This window comes from Bacteroides sp. NGMCC 1.200775 (assembly GCF_040798045.1).
GTDB lineage: Bacteria > Bacteroidota > Bacteroidia > Bacteroidales > Bacteroidaceae > Bacteroides > Bacteroides hominis.
The window spans coordinates 86,617-103,035 of record NZ_JASCQK010000008.1; the positions used below are offsets into that span (position 1 = coordinate 86,617).

Here is a 16,419-nt window from a genome sequence, read left to right on the forward strand (position 1 = left end):
TTCTTTTTAATTTGATTTTGAATTCACCACAGATTACACAGATTTTCGCAGATTGACGATCTGTTTTGTGAGTAATTAGATTAAAAAATCTGTGTTAATCCGTGTAATCTGTGGTGAAATGATTTATCCCAAATAAGTTTCTATATCTTTATCTCCCCGTCCCGATACGGTCAGCACGACTACATCTTCCGGTTTGAAGGTCATTTTATCCAAGGCTCCCAGTGCATGTGCCGATTCCAGTGCGGGAATGATTCCTTCCAGCCGGGTCAGTTCGTAAGCGGCACGGATGGCTTCATCGTCGTTGACGGCCAATACCAATGCCCGTTTTTTGTCGGCGAGGTTGGCATGCATCGGTCCGATACCGGGATAGTCCAGTCCGGCGGAGATAGAGTAAGGCTCTTCAATCTGCCCGTCTTCGTTTTGGATCACGAACGTGCGTGCACCATGGATGATTCCCATTTTACCCAATTGAATGGTAGCTGCCGTCATTCCGGTTTCTATCCCCTTGCCACCGGCTTCGGCCAAGATGATCTGAACCCGTTCGTCATCGATGTAGTGGTAGATGGTTCCGGCAGCGTTGCTTCCTCCGCCCACACAGGCAATCAGGTAGTCCGGATAGTCACGTCCCTCTTTTTCTTGAAGTTGCTTTTTTATCTCTTCGCTGATGACCGACTGCAAGCGTGCCACCATATCCGGATACGGGTGTGGTCCTACGGTGGAACCGATGATGTAATACGTATCCGAAGGATGGCAGCACCAGTCGCGGATGGCTTCGTTCGTAGCATCTTTCAGTGTCATGTTACCCGATGTTACCGGGATGACTGTGGCTCCCAGCATCTTCATCTTCTCTACATTGATATGCTGGCGTTCTACATCCGTTTTTCCCATATACACGATGCACTCCATGTCCATCAGGGCGCAAACGGTGGCCGTTGCCACTCCGTGCTGTCCGGCACCGGTCTCGGCGATGATCCGCTTTTTGCCCATGCGGCGTGCCAGCAGAATTTGTCCGATGGTGTTGTTTATCTTGTGGGCTCCTGTATGGTTCAGGTCTTCCCGTTTCAGATACATCCTGCAACCATACTTTTCCGAAAGGCGGCGAGCCGGGTAGAGGGGAGAAGGACGTCCTACATAATCCCGCAGCAATTGGTCGAATTCCTTTTTAAAATCCTCGCTTTCGATCACTTTGAGATACGTGTTTTTCAACTCTTCTACGCATTTGTGGAGTATTTCCGGCACATAAGCACCTCCGAATTCTCCGTAATAGCCATCCTGATCAACTAAGAAACTTTTCATAATCCTATTTTTTATTCGTTATTTGTATTTTCGGTCAAAAAAGAAAGAGCCCCGTCGCAGGTTGCGACAGGGCTCTTTCTGAATTTCTGTTATATCTTTAATGAGGTATATACATACGAGCGCTGCTCCCTTACGACTGTCGGAGTTGTAACGGGCGCCACCACCAATATGTATTTACTTGCATTTTCATCATTGCTAATTGTTATTTAACGGGGGCAAATATAGATACTTTGTTTGGAATAACAAATAAAATCTTTCTTTTTTTTATTTCCCTCCTTTTTATTTTTTGTTTTGGCGGGAATCTATTTATGATTTCTCAAATACTTGCTGTACATATTTTTAATTGTCGGATGCTCGCAGGGAGTGGTTCCTGATTCTGCTGAACCTGTATTGCTTTGTTTCTGTTTTTTTAATATTAACTTTTTTATTATCAGAAGATTATGAATTTGCTTAACTTTTAATTAGGGTTCAATGGCTCAAGGTTCACTCTATGAGTATCATACCTTGTGGGAAGATGTTGTGTTTGTTGTTAAAAAGTACTTTCTAAAAATCTTTTGCTCTTTAGCGCATTTTGGAATTAATGTAAAATATATTGTATTGTATATGTGTATTATTTATGTCTGTTTTTAGAGTTACGCATTATCTGTTTTTGTGTCCACTATTATTAGAGATGTTTGTATGTAATTATTTGATTTTTAATGTTGTATGCAGGGGATTCTTTGTGTTTTCCCAGAGGATGAATCCCATAGAATGAACCTTGAGCCTTTGGACCTAACCGATGTATATTATATATACATTGAGTGTAAGAAAGAATTGGTGAATGCTCGAAATAGAAGTCCTTTTTAAACATTTTGTTATTTATATTGTTTCTTCAGATATAAATTATTTAAAAACAGAAACCAAACATTATGAAACAAAGAAAAGTTTTAATTGCGATTGCCGTTGTCATATTCATCCTGTTGCTGCTTTACTGGCTTTTTGTAGCCGAGGATATCAACGCTTGGCTACCTGTAAACTAAAGACTTGTATTTTTCGTCCTAAACACTTAAGTCTTTTCAGCGAAACGCTTAGACGTTTTCCGAAAACGTTTAAGTCTTTTGCCGGAAACACTTAAGTCTTTCCTGAGAAACACTTAAGTGTTTTTTTCCGCATGATTCCCCTGCAAATCTTTTTGTTTTCCGGAAAGAAGCGATTATTTTTGTATCTGATTGAATATCGTATAAATGATGATATAAACTGATAACCTATGGATAATTTTATTTTTCAGAATCCCGTGAAGCTGATCATGGGACACGGGATGATTGCCCGGTTGAGTAAAGAGATACCGGCAGACAAGCGGGTGATGATTACCTTCGGTGGCGGTAGCGTGAAAAAAAACGGTGTATACAACCAAGTGAAAGAAGCCCTGAAGAATCATTTCACTGTAGAGTTCTGGGGCATTGAGCCTAATCCTTCCATTGAGACTTTACGTAAAGCCATTGCCCTTGGAAAAGAGGAGAAGGTGGACTATCTGCTGGCTGTGGGAGGCGGATCGGTCATCGATGGCACGAAGCTGATTTCTGCCGGACTGTTGTACGATGGGGATGCGTGGGATCTGGTGCTTGCCGGACGTCCGGTGACAAATACCGTTCCTCTTGCTACTGTCCTCACTCTGCCTGCCACGGGATCGGAAATGAACAGCGGAGCCGTGATTTCGCGTCATGAAACCAAAGAGAAATATCCTTTCTATTCCAATTATCCCTTATTCTCCATTCTCGATCCGGAAGTGACGTTTACACTGCCGCCCCATCAGGTGGCCTGCGGTATTGCTGATACGTTTGTACATGTGATGGAGCAATACATGACAACCCCGGGACAGAGTAGGGTGATGGACCGCTGGGCGGAAGGCATCCTGCAAACCTTGATGGAGATAGCTCCGAAGATCCGTGAGAATCAGCACGATTATCAGCTGATGGCCGATTTTATGTTGTCGGCAACGATGGCACTGAACGGCTTTATCGCTATGGGAGTATCTCAGGACTGGGCTACGCACATGATCGGGCACGAACTGACCGCACTTCATGGACTGACACACGGACATACACTGGTCATAGTATTCCCCGCTACTCTGCGTGTGCTTCGCAAGGTGAAAGGTGATAAGATTCTGCAATATGGCGAGAGGGTACTCGGCATTACTTCCGGGACCCGTGACGAACGTATCGATGAAACGATCCGCCGTACAGAGGAGTTTTTCCGTTCATTGGGGCTGACTACCCGCCTGAGTGAGGAGGGCATCGGCATGGAGACGATTGATGAAATAGAACGCCGTTTCAATGAACGGGGTGTGAAATATGGCGAGAACGAAAATGTGACCGGAGCTGTTGCGAAGGAAATCCTGAAGAGCGCACTTTAGTCTTGTATTCACCACAGAGTACACAGAGGGCACAGAGTTCTTTTATGTTTTTTCACCACAGATTACTCGGAATGCACAGATATGCTAAGTACGGATGATCCATCTCTATAATCTTTTCTCTGTGTACTCTGTGTCCTCTGTGGTGAGTCTCCGTTCATCGTTCATCGTTTTCCGTCCGCATGTTTTTGGTATAAAGGCTGTCGATGATACCGTCTGATAGCCCGATGGTCGGGACTGTGATACCGGTTGCGTTCACCTGTTTTGCCACTTCCAGAAAGATTTCCGCTGCCGGGACAATTACATCTGCCCGGTCAGGCTTCAGTTTGAACTGTTTGATCCGTTCTTCTTTAGAGAGGGGCTTCAGGGTTTCGCAGATTTCCTGTAACGACTCGACGGGAAGGAAAGATTGTTTTTTGTCCTTTTTGTCCGCCAGGCGGAAAAGTTTATTGATATTGCCTCCCGATCCGATGATCTGGATGGAGGAATATTCGGCAGCCAGCGCCTGAAGGTCGGAGCGCATCTGTTCTTTTTCTTCGTTCTTTACCATGCCGCTGAGCATACGCACGGTACCGATATTATAGGAACGTGAGCTTTTGAGTTCTGCGTCGCAGATCAGGTTGATTTCCGTGCTACCACCACCGACGTCAACGTACAGGTAGTTCTGTCCCGAAGCAAAAAGCTGTTCGATGTGGTTATCGTATACGATATGCGCCTCTTCCTGCCCGTCGATGATTTCGACGCGGATACCGGTTTTCTTTTCTATTCTGCGTGTGATTGCTTTCCCGTTGCGGGCATCACGCATGGCCGAGGTGGCACAGGCGCGGTAATCTGACACTTCGAATATCTTCATCAGTTGCTTGTAGGCTTTCATCAGCCGGATCAGTTTCCCGGCTTTCTCTTCTGATATTTCTCCGGTGGTAAAAGCGTCTTCACCTAACCTGAGGGGGATACGTATCAGTTGAACTTTGCTTAATAATCCTTCGGGCGATCCTTCCTCGTTTACACTCTTTATCAATAACCGCACGGCATTGGAACCAATGTCGATGGCGGCATAGTTTACTTTCTTCATTCTGATTCTTTATAGTATTTGTATAATTCTTCCTGAGAGCGGAAAGGGACACCGCTTTCCTCCCATGTCTTGTTTTCGCCGCTGCCGTCTACGATGCGTCCTTTGGCCGTATCGCGGAGTCCGTAGCAGACCACTTTTTTCAGTTCATCCTGTATCGCTTTATCGTATACGGGTGTGAGCACTTCGATGCGGTTGTCCAGGTTGCGGGGCATCCAGTCCGCCGATCCTATATAATATTTCTCTTCTCCTCCGTTGGCAAAGATAAAGATACGCGGATGTTCCAGGTAACGGTCAATGATACCGTTGATCCGGATGTTGTCGCTGATTCGGGGCACACCGGTCACCAGTGAACAGTTGCCCCGGACCACCAGGTCTATCTGTACGCCGGCTGTCGAAGCCTCGTAGAGTTTCTGTACCAGCGCCCGGTCGGTGATGTGGTTCACTTTGGCAAGGATGTAGGCCTCTTTTCCTTGCTGCTTGTTTTTGATTTCCTTGTTGATCAGTGCTATCAGCCGTTTGCGCATATCGTTGGGTGACACGAGCAGTTCTTTGAAGTTGGCGGGAAGATACGGCTTCTCGATAAAATCGAATACCGAGTTGACCTCGCGTACGATGGACCGGTGTGCGGTCATGATAGTGAAATCGGTGTACATCCGTGCGTTTCCTTCGTGAAAGTTTCCGGTGCTGATACAAGCCAGATCACCGAACCGTGTTCCGATATGTATCAGTTTGGAGTGAATCTTCAGTCCTTCCACTCCGAAGATCACTTTGATTCCGGCATCCTGCATACGTTTGCTCCAATTGATGTTGGAGGCTTCGTCGAAGCGGGCAAGCAACTCGATGATGACGGTCACCTTTTTCCCGTTTTGTGCCGCACAGATCAAGGCTTTCACTACCTTCGAATCTTTGGCCAGGCGATAGAGAGTCATCTTGATGCTTCTCACCTCTTTGCTGATGGCCGCTTCACGCAGTACGCGTATCACCGTGTCGAACGATTGATAGGGGTAATGCAGCGAGCGGTCTTGCTTCCGGATCAGTTTCAGGATACTTTCCTCACCGTTCAGCTCCTGCTTGAAGACGGGAGGCCAGGCAGGGTATTTCAGGTCAGTGCGCCCGCAGTCGGGGAACTTCATCAGGTCTTTGAAGTTATGATAACGTCCGCCGGCTACACGGGTGTCGTTTTTGTCTACGTTGAGGCGGTCGGTCAGCTTTCGCAGCAGGTCTTTCGGCATCTGTTGGTCATAGACGAAACGGATCGGTTCACCACGCTTCCGGCTTTTCACCCCTTTTGATATCTTTTGAAGTACACCCGTACGCAAGTCGCTGTCTATCTCCATTTCGGCATCTTTGGTGAATTTGAAGGTATAGGCTTCATAATCCGTATAGTTCATACCTATGAAGATCATCGGCAGGCAGTAGCGGATGACGTCATCCAGGAACATCAGATACGTTTTACCGTCCGAATCCGGCAGACGGATGAAACGTCCGAACTCGTTGGTGGGAAGTTCGATGACGGCATAATCTCTTACTTTCACTTTTCCCTCGCCGTCTTTGCGTTGCAGGCGGATGGCCAGGTAGATGTCTTCGTCGGTCTGGTCGTCCGGTTGGCGGGAGGTTTTATTGAGAAAGAGCGGGTTGGTAGAACCATTCAACCGGTTCCGGTAGAGTGAAGTGATGAAGAGCTCTTGTTCCGGTGTGAGTTCGGTGTCTTTGATGACATGGATGTTTTCTTGTTTCAACTTTTCCATGATCGAAGCGAACGTTTCTTCAAATTGCCGGTAGTACTGATTGTGCAGTTTGCCGATCTGCTTCAGTGTGCGTGCGGCCGTATCACGTTCTTCGCGGATATTTTTGTCGCCATACTCCACAATACGGTTCAATGTAGCCACACGAACACGGAAAAACTCGTCTAAGTTGTTTGAGTAAATGCCCAGGAAAGTAAGTTGCTCCAGTAAGGGAACTTCCGGGCGGGCAGCTTCAAGCAAAATGCGTTGATTAAAGTACATCCAACTGATGTCCCGTTCTACATAAAGCTTTTTACGTCTCGCTTCGTCTGATTTCATTCGGATAAGAGTTTACTTATTTTTTTGCAAAAGTATGCTTCTGCGATGTAATAGATATTACATTCTTGCTATGAACTTATTACAAAAATCATTTGTTCTTTTTATATGTAGACAGAAACACGTATATTCGCAGAAAGTATGCGGGATACCCCGTTAAAAAAATGTAAGATATGAAATCAATGAATTATTCTCTTATCCGCACTATTTGTGCACTTGTCATCGGCCTGGTGTTGGTGCTCTGGCCGGACGCGGCAATTAATTATATTGTCATAACCATTGGCATATTGTTCCTGATTCCGGGATTTATTGTGCTGATTGGTTATTTCGGTACCAAACCCGAACCGGGTGTGTCCCGCCGTTTCCCTATCGAGGGGGTTGGAAGTCTGCTCTTCGGACTCTGGCTGGTTACGATGCCGGGCTTCTTTGCCGATGTACTGATGTTCCTGCTGGGCTTTATCCTGATTATGGGAGGCGTACAACAGATTGCATCCCTTTCGATGGCACGTCGCTGGATGCCTGTGCCGGGCGGCTTTTATGTGATACCGGCCCTGATCCTGATAGCGGGTGTCGTAGCCCTGTTCAATCCTACCGGAGCACGCAACACGGCTTTCATGATTATCGGTATCAGCAGCTTGGTTTATGCCATTTCCGAACTGATTAACTGGTTCAAGTTTGCCCGTCGCCGTCCTAAAACTCCGGTGAAAGGAGAGATAGAGGACGCGGAGATCATTGAATAAAAGAAGAGAGGGTTGCCTCACGGCAATCCTCCCCCTGCAAACTTAAAACAACCAACAAAAGAAATAGGTTTCTGAAGGGGATGTGCCAAAAACTTTTCACCACAGATTACACCGATTTCCACAGGTTATCAACATTGATAATCAATGGTTTAAAATTTACTCTATGTTACTCTGTGTCCTCTGTGGTGAGTTTCAACACACTCTCTTAAGACTGTTTATCTTATAAATAACAACTCTCTGTATTTAGGCAGTGTCCACATCTGGTTGTCGACAATCAGTTCCAGTTTGTCGATGTGGTAACGAATCTCTTCCAGAGCCGGCACGATGGTGTCGTGGTAAGCAATGGCTTTTTCGCGTTCACTTTCTATCTTATTTGCCACTTTGCGGGCTTCGATCATTGCGTCTACATGTTCCTTGATGAAAGCGGTACGGTCGGCAATCTCTTCAATCAGTTCCAGGTTCTTGGCAGAAAGTCGGGCTGCTTTTTCTTCCGGAAAGAGGGATTTCATTTTATATACATTATCTATCAGGTCTGTCTGGTACTGTGTAGCAACAGGGATGATATGGTTCATGGCCAGATCACCCAATACGCGGGCTTCAATCTGGATTTTCTTGGTATAAGTTTCCCATTTCACTTCGTTGCGGGCCTTCAGTTCTTTCCGGTTCATCACGCCCACAGCTTCGAACATGGCTATCGTTTCGGGGCGCAGATAGTTGTCGAAGATGACAGGAACGCTTGTTTCACAATCCAGACCGCGACGGGCGGCTTCTTTTTTCCATTCGTCGCTGTATCCGTTGCCGTCGAAATGAATGGCTTTGCATTCCTTGATATATTTCCGGATCACGTCGAGAATGGCCGAAATCTTGGGCTCTCCCTTCTCAATCTGCTTGTCTACATCTTTTTTAAACCGTTTCAACTGGTCGGCGACAGCCGCGTTCAGGGCTATCATTGCGCTGGCACAGTTGGCTTCGGACCCTACGGCACGGAATTCGAAACGGTTTCCGGTGAATGCGAAAGGTGAAGTACGGTTCCGGTCCGTATTGTCAATCAGCAATTCGGGTATCTGTGGGATGTCCAGCTTCATGCCCTGTTTGCCGCTCAGGCTGATCAGGTCATCTTTCGTACTTTCTTCAATGTGTTCCAACACTTGTGAAAGCTGCTTGCCCAGGAAAGAGGAGATGATGGCGGGAGGTGCTTCGTTGGCTCCCAGCCGGTGTGCATTGGTGGCACTGGAGATGGATGCTTTCAGAAGTCCGTTATGGTGATAAACAGCCATCAGTGTATTGACGACGAATGTTACGAAACGCAGGTTATCTTCCGGAGTCTTGCCCGGAGCCATCAGCAGGATGCCGGTGTCCGTGCCCAGCGACCAGTTGTTGTGTTTGCCCGATCCGTTGACACCTTTGAACGGTTTTTCGTGGAGCAGTACACGGAAGCCGTGGCGGCGGCTAACTTTGCGCATCAGGGACATGATCAGCAGGTTGTGGTCATTGGCCAGGTTGCACTCTTCGAAGATAGGGGCCAGCTCAAACTGATTGGGCGCTACTTCGTTGTGGCGTGTTTTTACGGGGATGCCCAGTTTCAATGCTTCCACTTCCAGATCTTTCATGAAAGCGGCTACGCGGGTGGGGATGGCACCAAAGTAATGGTCTTCGAGCTGTTGGTTCTTGGCGCTGTCATGCCCCATCAGGGTACGTCCGGTCAGCAGCAGGTCCGGACGGGCGGCGTATAAGCCTTCGTCTACCAGGAAGTACTCTTGTTCCCATCCCAGGTAGGCATATACTTTTTTTACATCCGGATTGAAGTAACGGCAAACGGCTACAGCAGCTTTGTCTACTGCCCTCAGCGCTTTCAGTAACGGTGCTTTGTAATCGAGCGATTCACCTGTATAGGCGATGAAGATAGTCGGTATGCACAGCGTATCGTCTACAATGAAAGCAGGTGAGGAGGGATCCCATGCACTGTAACCACGAGCTTCGAAAGTGTTGCGGATACCTCCGTTCGGGAAAGACGAGGCATCCGGTTCCTGCTGAACCAGCAGTTTTCCGGTGAATTCTTCCATCATCCCCCCTTTTCCATCATGTTCTACAAAAGCGTCGTGCTTTTCGGCAGTGCCTTCGGTCAGTGGAGCAAACCAATGGGTATAGTGTGTGGCCCCCATCTCGATGGCCCATTTCTTCATACCGGCTGCAACCTCGTCGGCGATACTGCGATCCAGTGGTGCGCCGTTGTCAATCACGTCGGTCAGTTTGCTGAACACATGGCTTGGCAGGTACTTAAACATCTTTTCCTTGTTGAAAACGTACATCCCGAAGTATTCCGACGGGCGTTCGGTGGGAGTTGCCACTTCTACGGCTTTTTTCTTAAAGGCCGTTTCTACGACTCTGAATCTGAGTTTTGACATAATGATTGAATTATTTATAAACTGTTTGGGTTTTGATTCACCACAGATTACACGGATTTCCACAGATTTTTAAATCTTAATCATCAACGGAACAATTCTTTAATCCGCGTCAATCTGTGGTGAAACCGTATTCATCTCCGCTTTGTATTCATGTTACCCGTATCACATGAAAGCTTTACAGCCAGTTCTTGATGCGCCGCATTGCCTCGATGCAATCGTTTCGTTCGCCAAATGCCGTCAGGCGGATGTAACCTTCTCCGCTGGGGCCGAAACCGACTCCCGGAGTTCCCACTACATTGGCTTCGTACAACATCTGGTCGAAGAAACGCCACGAACTGGTTCCATTGGGAGTCTTTACCCACAAATAAGGTGCGTTTACTCCTCCGTATACTTTCAGTCCGGTGGATTCCAGTCCTTCTTTCATGATGCGGGCGTTTGTCATATAATAATTGATCGTTTCCTGTATCTGTTCTTTCCCCTCGGGGCTATAAACCGCCTCTGCGGCACGTTGGGTGATATAAGACGTTCCGTTGAACTTGGTGCATTGGCGGCGGTTCCACATCCGGTTCAGAGGGATGCGTTCTCCCTCGAGTGTGGCTGCCGTCAGCTCTTTCGGCACAACGGTATATCCACAGCGTATTCCGGTGAAACCTGCTGTTTTCGAGAAGCTGCGAAACTCGATGGCACATTTCTTGGCTCCTTTGATTTCGTAGATGGAGTGGGGGATATCCGGTTCCCGAATGTAGGCCTCGTAAGCTGCGTCAAACAGGATCAGGGTATCATTGGCCAGTGCGTAATCTACCCATTTCTTCAGTTCAGCTTTTGTCAGCGTTGTACCGGTGGGATTATTGGGATAACAGAGGTAGACGATGTCAATGCGTTTCTCCGGAATGGCCGGGATGAAATGATTCTCGGCGGTACAAGGCATATAAGTGACGTTGCTCCATTTGCCACTTTCGGTATCCAGCACTCCGGCACGTCCGCACATCACGTTGCTGTCGATGTAAACCGGATAAATGGGATCTGTGACACCTACACTGTTATCGTGACGGAGAATGTCTCCGATATTACCCGTATCACTTTTGGCGCCGTCGTTGATAAATACTTCCGTAGGCGAAAGATGGATACCCCGTGGAGCATAGTCGTTTTTGATAATGGCCTCAATCAGGAAATCGTATCCTTGTTCGGGACCGTATCCGCGAAAGGTTTCGGTAGACGTCATCTCTTCGACTGCCTTGTGCATGGCCTCGATGCAGGCATTCGGAAGGGGACGGGTCACATCGCCGATCCCCAGCCGGATGATGTCCTGCTTCGGGTGTGTTATTTTAAAAGTATTGACCTTCTTCGCTATGTCCGAGAACAAGTAGCTTCCCGGTAATTTCAAAAAATGTTCGTTTACTAATGCCATATTGTTCTTGTTTTAAGTTTGAAATGTTATTCCTGAAAACTGAATCTTTATACCTTATCAAATGGACTGATACCTGAAATCCATTAACTATTCTCTTAGTTCTATTGTTCCGTCGAATACTTTAACTGCCGGTCCGGTCATGTATACATGGTCTGTTGCTTCGTCCCACTCTATGGTCAGTGTGCCTCCGTCCATCACGATATCTACGGTTCGTCCCGTCCGTCCGGTGAGATGGGCCGCTACGGCTGTTGCACAGGCGCCTGTCCCGCAGGCCTGTGTAATGCCCGATCCCCTTTCCCACACCCGCATACGGATCTTGTTTTCTCCTGTTATCTGTGCAAACTCCACGTTCGTACGGTCGGGGAAAAGCGGATGTTTTTCCAGCTTCGGGCCGATCTCCGGAAGGTCTATACTTCGGATATCGTCCACGAAGGTGACGAGGTGCGGATTCCCCATCGATACTTGCGTGGAGACGAATGGAAATTTGTTGTCGAAATCTATTGTTCCGGTTTCCAGTGGTACACCCATATCAACCGTTACGGCTTTTACCGTTTGGGCTTCAAGGTGCAGTTTCAGCACTTTGATACCCGAGAGGGTTTCCAAGGTGATGATGTTTTTTGAGGTCAGTCCGTATTCATAAAGATACTTGCCGATGCACCGGCTTGCGTTACCGCACATCATTGCTTCCGAACCGTCGGCATTGAATATGCGCATGCTGAAATCTGCTTTGTCCGAATGACCGATCAAAACGAGCCCGTCACTGCCGATCCCCGTATGGCAGGCACTCCATTCGATGGCTGTTTTACCGGGATTGCGGATAGGAAACTTGAGGGTATTTACATAGATGTAATCGTTTCCTGCCCCATGCATTTTGGTGAATTGAATCGTTCTTGTCATTTTGATCTGTATTAATCGATTGATGTATCCTTTTGTTTTATTACTATGCAAAGATATGACTTTTTGTTTTGTATTTCTATTAAAAGCATGTCTTATATCTATTTATTTTAAGAGATCTTTCACTTTTTGATATTTCTGCCTGTTTTTACTTCTGAATTGAAATAAGAATGCTGCGTATTTTTAATAAACTGTAATGAAGCGATTTTGTTCTGTGTCTCTTTTAGGATTTTGGGATAGGATGGATGAATTGATTTAGATCAATTGGGCATCTTTATAAAAGAGGAAAGAGGCTCCATCCTGACAGAATGAAACCTCTTTCTTCTTAAATGCTTTCTTTTTGTGTGCGGCTAACCGGACTGTATCAGAATATGTATTTGAGTCCGAAGTTGGATACAGTTAAATCTCTGTATCAATGATGGAGGAGATAAAACAATTTCAAATGTCTAAGATATGTAATGCTTTTAGTAGTTTAACCAAAGTTTCAACTGAGGTATTTTATCACGGCTGACGATTATCTTATCTTTAAAAGGAGGTTTTACATGTAAAATGGCTTTTCCCAGAAAATACGATTCAATCCGCTCAATAGCGTTAATACTGATCACTGTTTGCCGGCTACTTCGGAAAAAGATATCCGGATTGAGTTGTTCCATCAGCTTGTCCAGAGAGAGATCGATAATATGTTCCCTGTTTTGCTTGGTAACGGCAAAAGTTATTTTGTTTTCAGAATAGAAATAGGCGATATCTTCAACTTGCAGGGTAAAAAGTTTATCTTCGCCTGATATAAGAAAACGGGTGCGATACTTTTTGCACGGATTGGCTATGTTTTGTAAAATGTCTATTAGATCGGTTGTCTTTTGCTCCTGTACCAGATATTTGGTGGTAAGATGTTCGAACTTGGCAATAGCTTCTTCCAGCCGGACACTGTCTATCGGTTTAAGTAAATAGTCAATGCTATTGACGGCAAAAGCCCTAATAGCATATTCATCGTATGCAGTGGTAAAGATGATAGTGCTCTCCGGACGTGCTTGTTCGATAAATGTGAATGAAATGCCGTCTGTCAGTTGTATGTCAAGAAAAACAATATCCGGATGTGGATTCTTATTAAACCATTCTACACTTTTTTCTACACTGCCGGGCAATATCGTGACTTGCCATTCGGGACGTATTTCATTTATGATCTTATTCAATCGGCGGGCCGCCGGAATTTCGTCTTCAATAATAACAGCTGTAATTTTATTCATTTAATAGGGGAACTTTAACGGTGAAATAATTAGTATTACTTTCTATGAGGATATTCTTATCGCATATCAGGCGATAGCGGATTGAAAGATTCTTTAGCCCCATTCCCGTAGTAGCTACATTGGGCTTTACTCTAATTTCATTGGTTACCGCCAACATACCACTTTGTTGTTCGTAATCAATCAGTATCTTCATCGGATAATCCATATTAATAATGTTGTGTTTAATGACGTTTTCTACTAATAACTGTAGGGCCAACGAAGGTAACTTCAAATCGTAATTGTGTAACTCTACCTTGTTATCGATTCGGATACAATCTCCTAAACGAACTTTATGAAGAAAGATGTAGGAATCAATGAAAGACAATTCCGATTTTAAAGTAACCAAGCGCTGTTGCTGGCTTTGTAATATATACCGGTATACGTCGGACAAGCGCTGGGTGAATAGAACGGCGTTTCGGGGAGAATATTCTATTTCGGAGATAAGCGTATTGAGGCTGTTGAAAAGAAAATGCGGATTCAGTTGATTCTGTAAGGCTACGTATTGGGCTTTTATGGAAGCTTCTTCAAATTGCTCTGCCTTTTCGTGCAAAAGAACCAATTGCCTGTAGAAGTTGATAGTCAAAGTTAGATTGGTTATCACCATTTCTACTAACCAGACCAAGGCTATTATTCTTAATCCTCGGCCTTTTAGGATAAAAGGTTCGGGAACCTCAAATATGGCTTTTACTATTGACCAGACCAGATAATTCATCAAAAACAGTATGATCGCAGTAAGGATGCAGTCAATAATTAATCGATCTTTGCGTTTGACCAGGAACTGGAAACTGCGCTTCTGCCAGTTGTGAATCATCAATACTCCGAAACCAACCAGATTAAAAGCGGCAAGTATCAATATGAACGACTTAAAAGAAATCAATACTTCCAAATGCTTCGGAGCCAAGTCGGAGTACAGCACGAGAAACAGATATGAAAAAGATGCTAACCCTGAGAATAGCAAGCCATTGAACAAATGATTGTATTTTTGTCGCATATTGATTGTAGACTTTATGTGTATATTACAAATTTAGTAAAAAAAACAAGAGGAGACACAAAATATCACAATGGTTCTGGGCAACCTCTTGTTTCTCGGAAAATAGTATAAACAAATGCCTATGCGGAAACTGGCGTTATTCTCTTATTCCGTAATTCCGTCCGGTAATTCACTTTTATGGATAATGTAATTATTACTTTAATACTTGATTATGGCCTGAAAACAATCTTTTTACCTTAAAGTGATGTACCTTTGAAAACGTTAGCTTTAGTCAAAGGAAGTAAACTTCCGGTCAGTGTGAAACGATTTGAATTGAAGTTCGGACTTATATCTACCGACGCATTATTACTTCCCTTGTCCAAGCGAATGTTTACTTGTGCGGATATTCCGGTTCCCATTACGCTCATTGATACGAATATATTTCCTTTTTTGTCGGTAGTCTGTTTGTAGTTGGAGGTACTACCTTCGACGGTGATACCACCCAAACCGTTAGGACCGCTAACGGGTATGTTGAAAGCTACCTGAACCACGGCCTTGTCATCTTTTACTGCTACAAAATTTGTATTCGAAGAAACGAAGGCCGATGTACCGTACTTAAATATCACATGGTCGGCCTCTAAAATGAAATTTTTCATGGTAATTGCCTGTTTGGCTTCATCAAATAATGCTTGATCCAGTAATTCCTGTTCAGCTTTCTTTTGTTTACGTGTCATTTCTTTTGCTGTTTGTGCCTGTACATTTTCCAGACAAACGAATAACAGCAACACCGGTAATACTGATAACTTTTTCATGATTCTAATTTTTTAAAGTTATATATTTTCTTTTGCTCAAAGATAGAACGTTTGCTTTATTTTTTTTCAAGTTTATTTTCTGAATTGTAAACGGTAGTTGCTAAATTGTAAATATGGTATGCTGAATCGTAAAAGTAACATTTTAAATAGATACGGAATGGTTTTTGTAGCTATGAGACACGAAGTCGGGATTGAAAAAACTCCCTTGAGTGGGCGTGTACTCACTCAAGGGAGAATTAAAAAAATGATTGGATACGGAGATTTATTTTTTCAACAGATTTTGCAGTTGTACCGGTTCATTGGTGGTGATGAAATCTACTTTACGATCAATCAGCCATTTCATGTCATCCGTCTTGTTCACAGTCCAGGCATTCACTTTCATGCCCAAATCATGGCATTCCCGGATCCATTCGGGATGTTTGCGGAATACTGTGTAATGATAGTCCGGCCCGGCACATCCTAATTCTTTCAGCTCCTTGGGTGACAGGTTACCGTCGAGATAGTAGACGGGAGTGCCTTCCGGAGCCAAGCGGATAAATTCTTTTGTGGCATGCAGGGAGAAGGTGATATATTCCATCCGTTTCTCCAGTCCCATGTCTTTGACCAGGGAAACGATTTTTTCGATGGCTTTTGTTTCGCGGAGTGGGGTGCTGTGTGCTTTCAGCTCAAGAATCAACCGGGTGTGTAGCGGTTGTGCCGCTTTCAAGTATTTGGCAAGGGTAGGCAGGCTCTCCCCGTTATCCAGTTTGATGGCTGTCAGTGCGGTGGAAGGTGAGTTTTCCATCCTTTTCCCTTTAAATGTGGGATCATGGTTGACCACTAACTGGTCATCGGCTGCCAGCCATACATCAAACTCCGAACCGTAGCATCCGATGGAGTCGGCTTTTAGCAAGGCGGCGATACTGTTTTGCGCAGAACCCTCGGTTTTCCAGAATCCGCGATGGGCAATAACCTGGGTTTGTGCAGAGACATTATATGCCGAGAAAAGTAAGGCAGAGGCAAACAGAAGTTTTTTTATTTTCATATATTTCAGTTTTTGGTTCGCCTTCAAAGATATAAAAAAGTAACGCAAATCAGCAGAATAAGGATG

At 45.1% G+C, this 16,419-nt stretch carries 13 protein-coding genes; 3 read left to right on the forward strand and 10 right to left on the reverse strand.

Translation table 11 applies throughout. The annotated features are described in order from the left end of the window. Window positions 1–123: 123 nt before the first annotated feature. On the reverse strand, window positions 124–1,296 hold the full coding sequence (gene trpB, locus QK890_RS17685; protein ID WP_122296127.1) for a tryptophan synthase subunit beta: 1,173 nt from the start codon (window positions 1,294–1,296) through the stop codon (window positions 124–126). An 820-nt stretch (window positions 1,297–2,116) separates the two neighbouring features. Here trpB and QK890_RS17690 point away from each other — a divergent pair. Both QK890_RS17690 and QK890_RS17695 read left to right on the forward strand, forming a co-directional pair. Continuing rightward, window positions 2,117–2,410, forward strand: a complete 294-nt coding sequence (locus QK890_RS17690; RefSeq protein WP_165015058.1) for a hypothetical protein — start codon at window positions 2,117–2,119, stop codon at window positions 2,408–2,410. A 132-nt stretch (window positions 2,411–2,542) separates the two neighbouring features. Further along, on the forward strand, window positions 2,543–3,688 hold the full coding sequence (locus QK890_RS17695; protein WP_367627483.1) for an iron-containing alcohol dehydrogenase: 1,146 nt from the start codon (window positions 2,543–2,545) through the stop codon (window positions 3,686–3,688). Between the two features lie 154 nt (window positions 3,689–3,842). Here the strand turns inward: QK890_RS17695 and QK890_RS17700 are convergent, their stop codons facing one another. Beyond that, window positions 3,843–4,757 (reverse strand): Ppx/GppA family phosphatase, encoded by a 915-nt coding sequence (locus QK890_RS17700; RefSeq protein WP_005806613.1) that lies wholly within the window; start codon window positions 4,755–4,757, stop codon window positions 3,843–3,845. Continuing rightward, entirely contained in the window at window positions 4,754–6,820 is a 2,067-nt protein-coding gene (locus tag QK890_RS17705; RefSeq protein WP_186992675.1) for an RNA degradosome polyphosphate kinase, read from the reverse strand. The genes QK890_RS17700 and QK890_RS17705 overlap by 4 nt, the downstream gene beginning before the upstream one ends. Window positions 6,821–6,990: 170 nt before the next feature. Between QK890_RS17705 and QK890_RS17710 the strand changes: the two genes are divergently transcribed. After that, window positions 6,991–7,557 (forward strand): HdeD family acid-resistance protein, encoded by a 567-nt coding sequence (locus QK890_RS17710; protein ID WP_005778321.1) that lies wholly within the window; start codon window positions 6,991–6,993, stop codon window positions 7,555–7,557. Window positions 7,558–7,772: 215 nt separating this feature from the next. Here the strand turns inward: QK890_RS17710 and QK890_RS17715 are convergent, their stop codons facing one another. The 7 genes from QK890_RS17715 to QK890_RS17745 form a co-directional block, all read right to left on the reverse strand. Then, window positions 7,773–9,962, reverse strand: coding sequence for a glutamine synthetase III (locus QK890_RS17715; RefSeq protein ID WP_005778318.1), 2,190 nt, complete (start codon window positions 9,960–9,962; stop codon window positions 7,773–7,775). Window positions 9,963–10,137: 175 nt separating this feature from the next. Continuing rightward, window positions 10,138–11,370: an LL-diaminopimelate aminotransferase gene (locus tag QK890_RS17720; protein WP_005778316.1), complete on the reverse strand. Its 1,233-nt coding sequence runs from the start codon at window positions 11,368–11,370 to the stop codon at window positions 10,138–10,140. A gap of 87 nt (window positions 11,371–11,457) precedes the next feature. Beyond that, window positions 11,458–12,267: a diaminopimelate epimerase gene (dapF, locus tag QK890_RS17725; protein WP_367627484.1), complete on the reverse strand. Its 810-nt coding sequence runs from the start codon at window positions 12,265–12,267 to the stop codon at window positions 11,458–11,460. A 461-nt stretch (window positions 12,268–12,728) separates the two neighbouring features. Further along, on the reverse strand, window positions 12,729–13,508 hold the full coding sequence (locus QK890_RS17730) for a LytTR family DNA-binding domain-containing protein (RefSeq protein ID WP_234191172.1): 780 nt from the start codon (window positions 13,506–13,508) through the stop codon (window positions 12,729–12,731). Further along, the gene (locus QK890_RS17735; RefSeq protein ID WP_005778311.1) at window positions 13,501–14,538 is read right to left on the reverse strand and encodes a sensor histidine kinase; all 1,038 of its coding nucleotides are present in this window, start codon (window positions 14,536–14,538) and stop codon (window positions 13,501–13,503) included. The genes QK890_RS17730 and QK890_RS17735 overlap by 8 nt, the downstream gene beginning before the upstream one ends. Window positions 14,539–14,774: 236 nt before the next feature. After that, window positions 14,775–15,329 (reverse strand): DUF4251 domain-containing protein, encoded by a 555-nt coding sequence (locus QK890_RS17740; protein WP_367627485.1) that lies wholly within the window; start codon window positions 15,327–15,329, stop codon window positions 14,775–14,777. Between the two features lie 262 nt (window positions 15,330–15,591). After that, the gene (locus QK890_RS17745) at window positions 15,592–16,353 is read right to left on the reverse strand and encodes a glycerophosphodiester phosphodiesterase family protein (RefSeq protein WP_367627486.1); all 762 of its coding nucleotides are present in this window, start codon (window positions 16,351–16,353) and stop codon (window positions 15,592–15,594) included. Window positions 16,354–16,419: the final 66 nt, after the last annotated feature.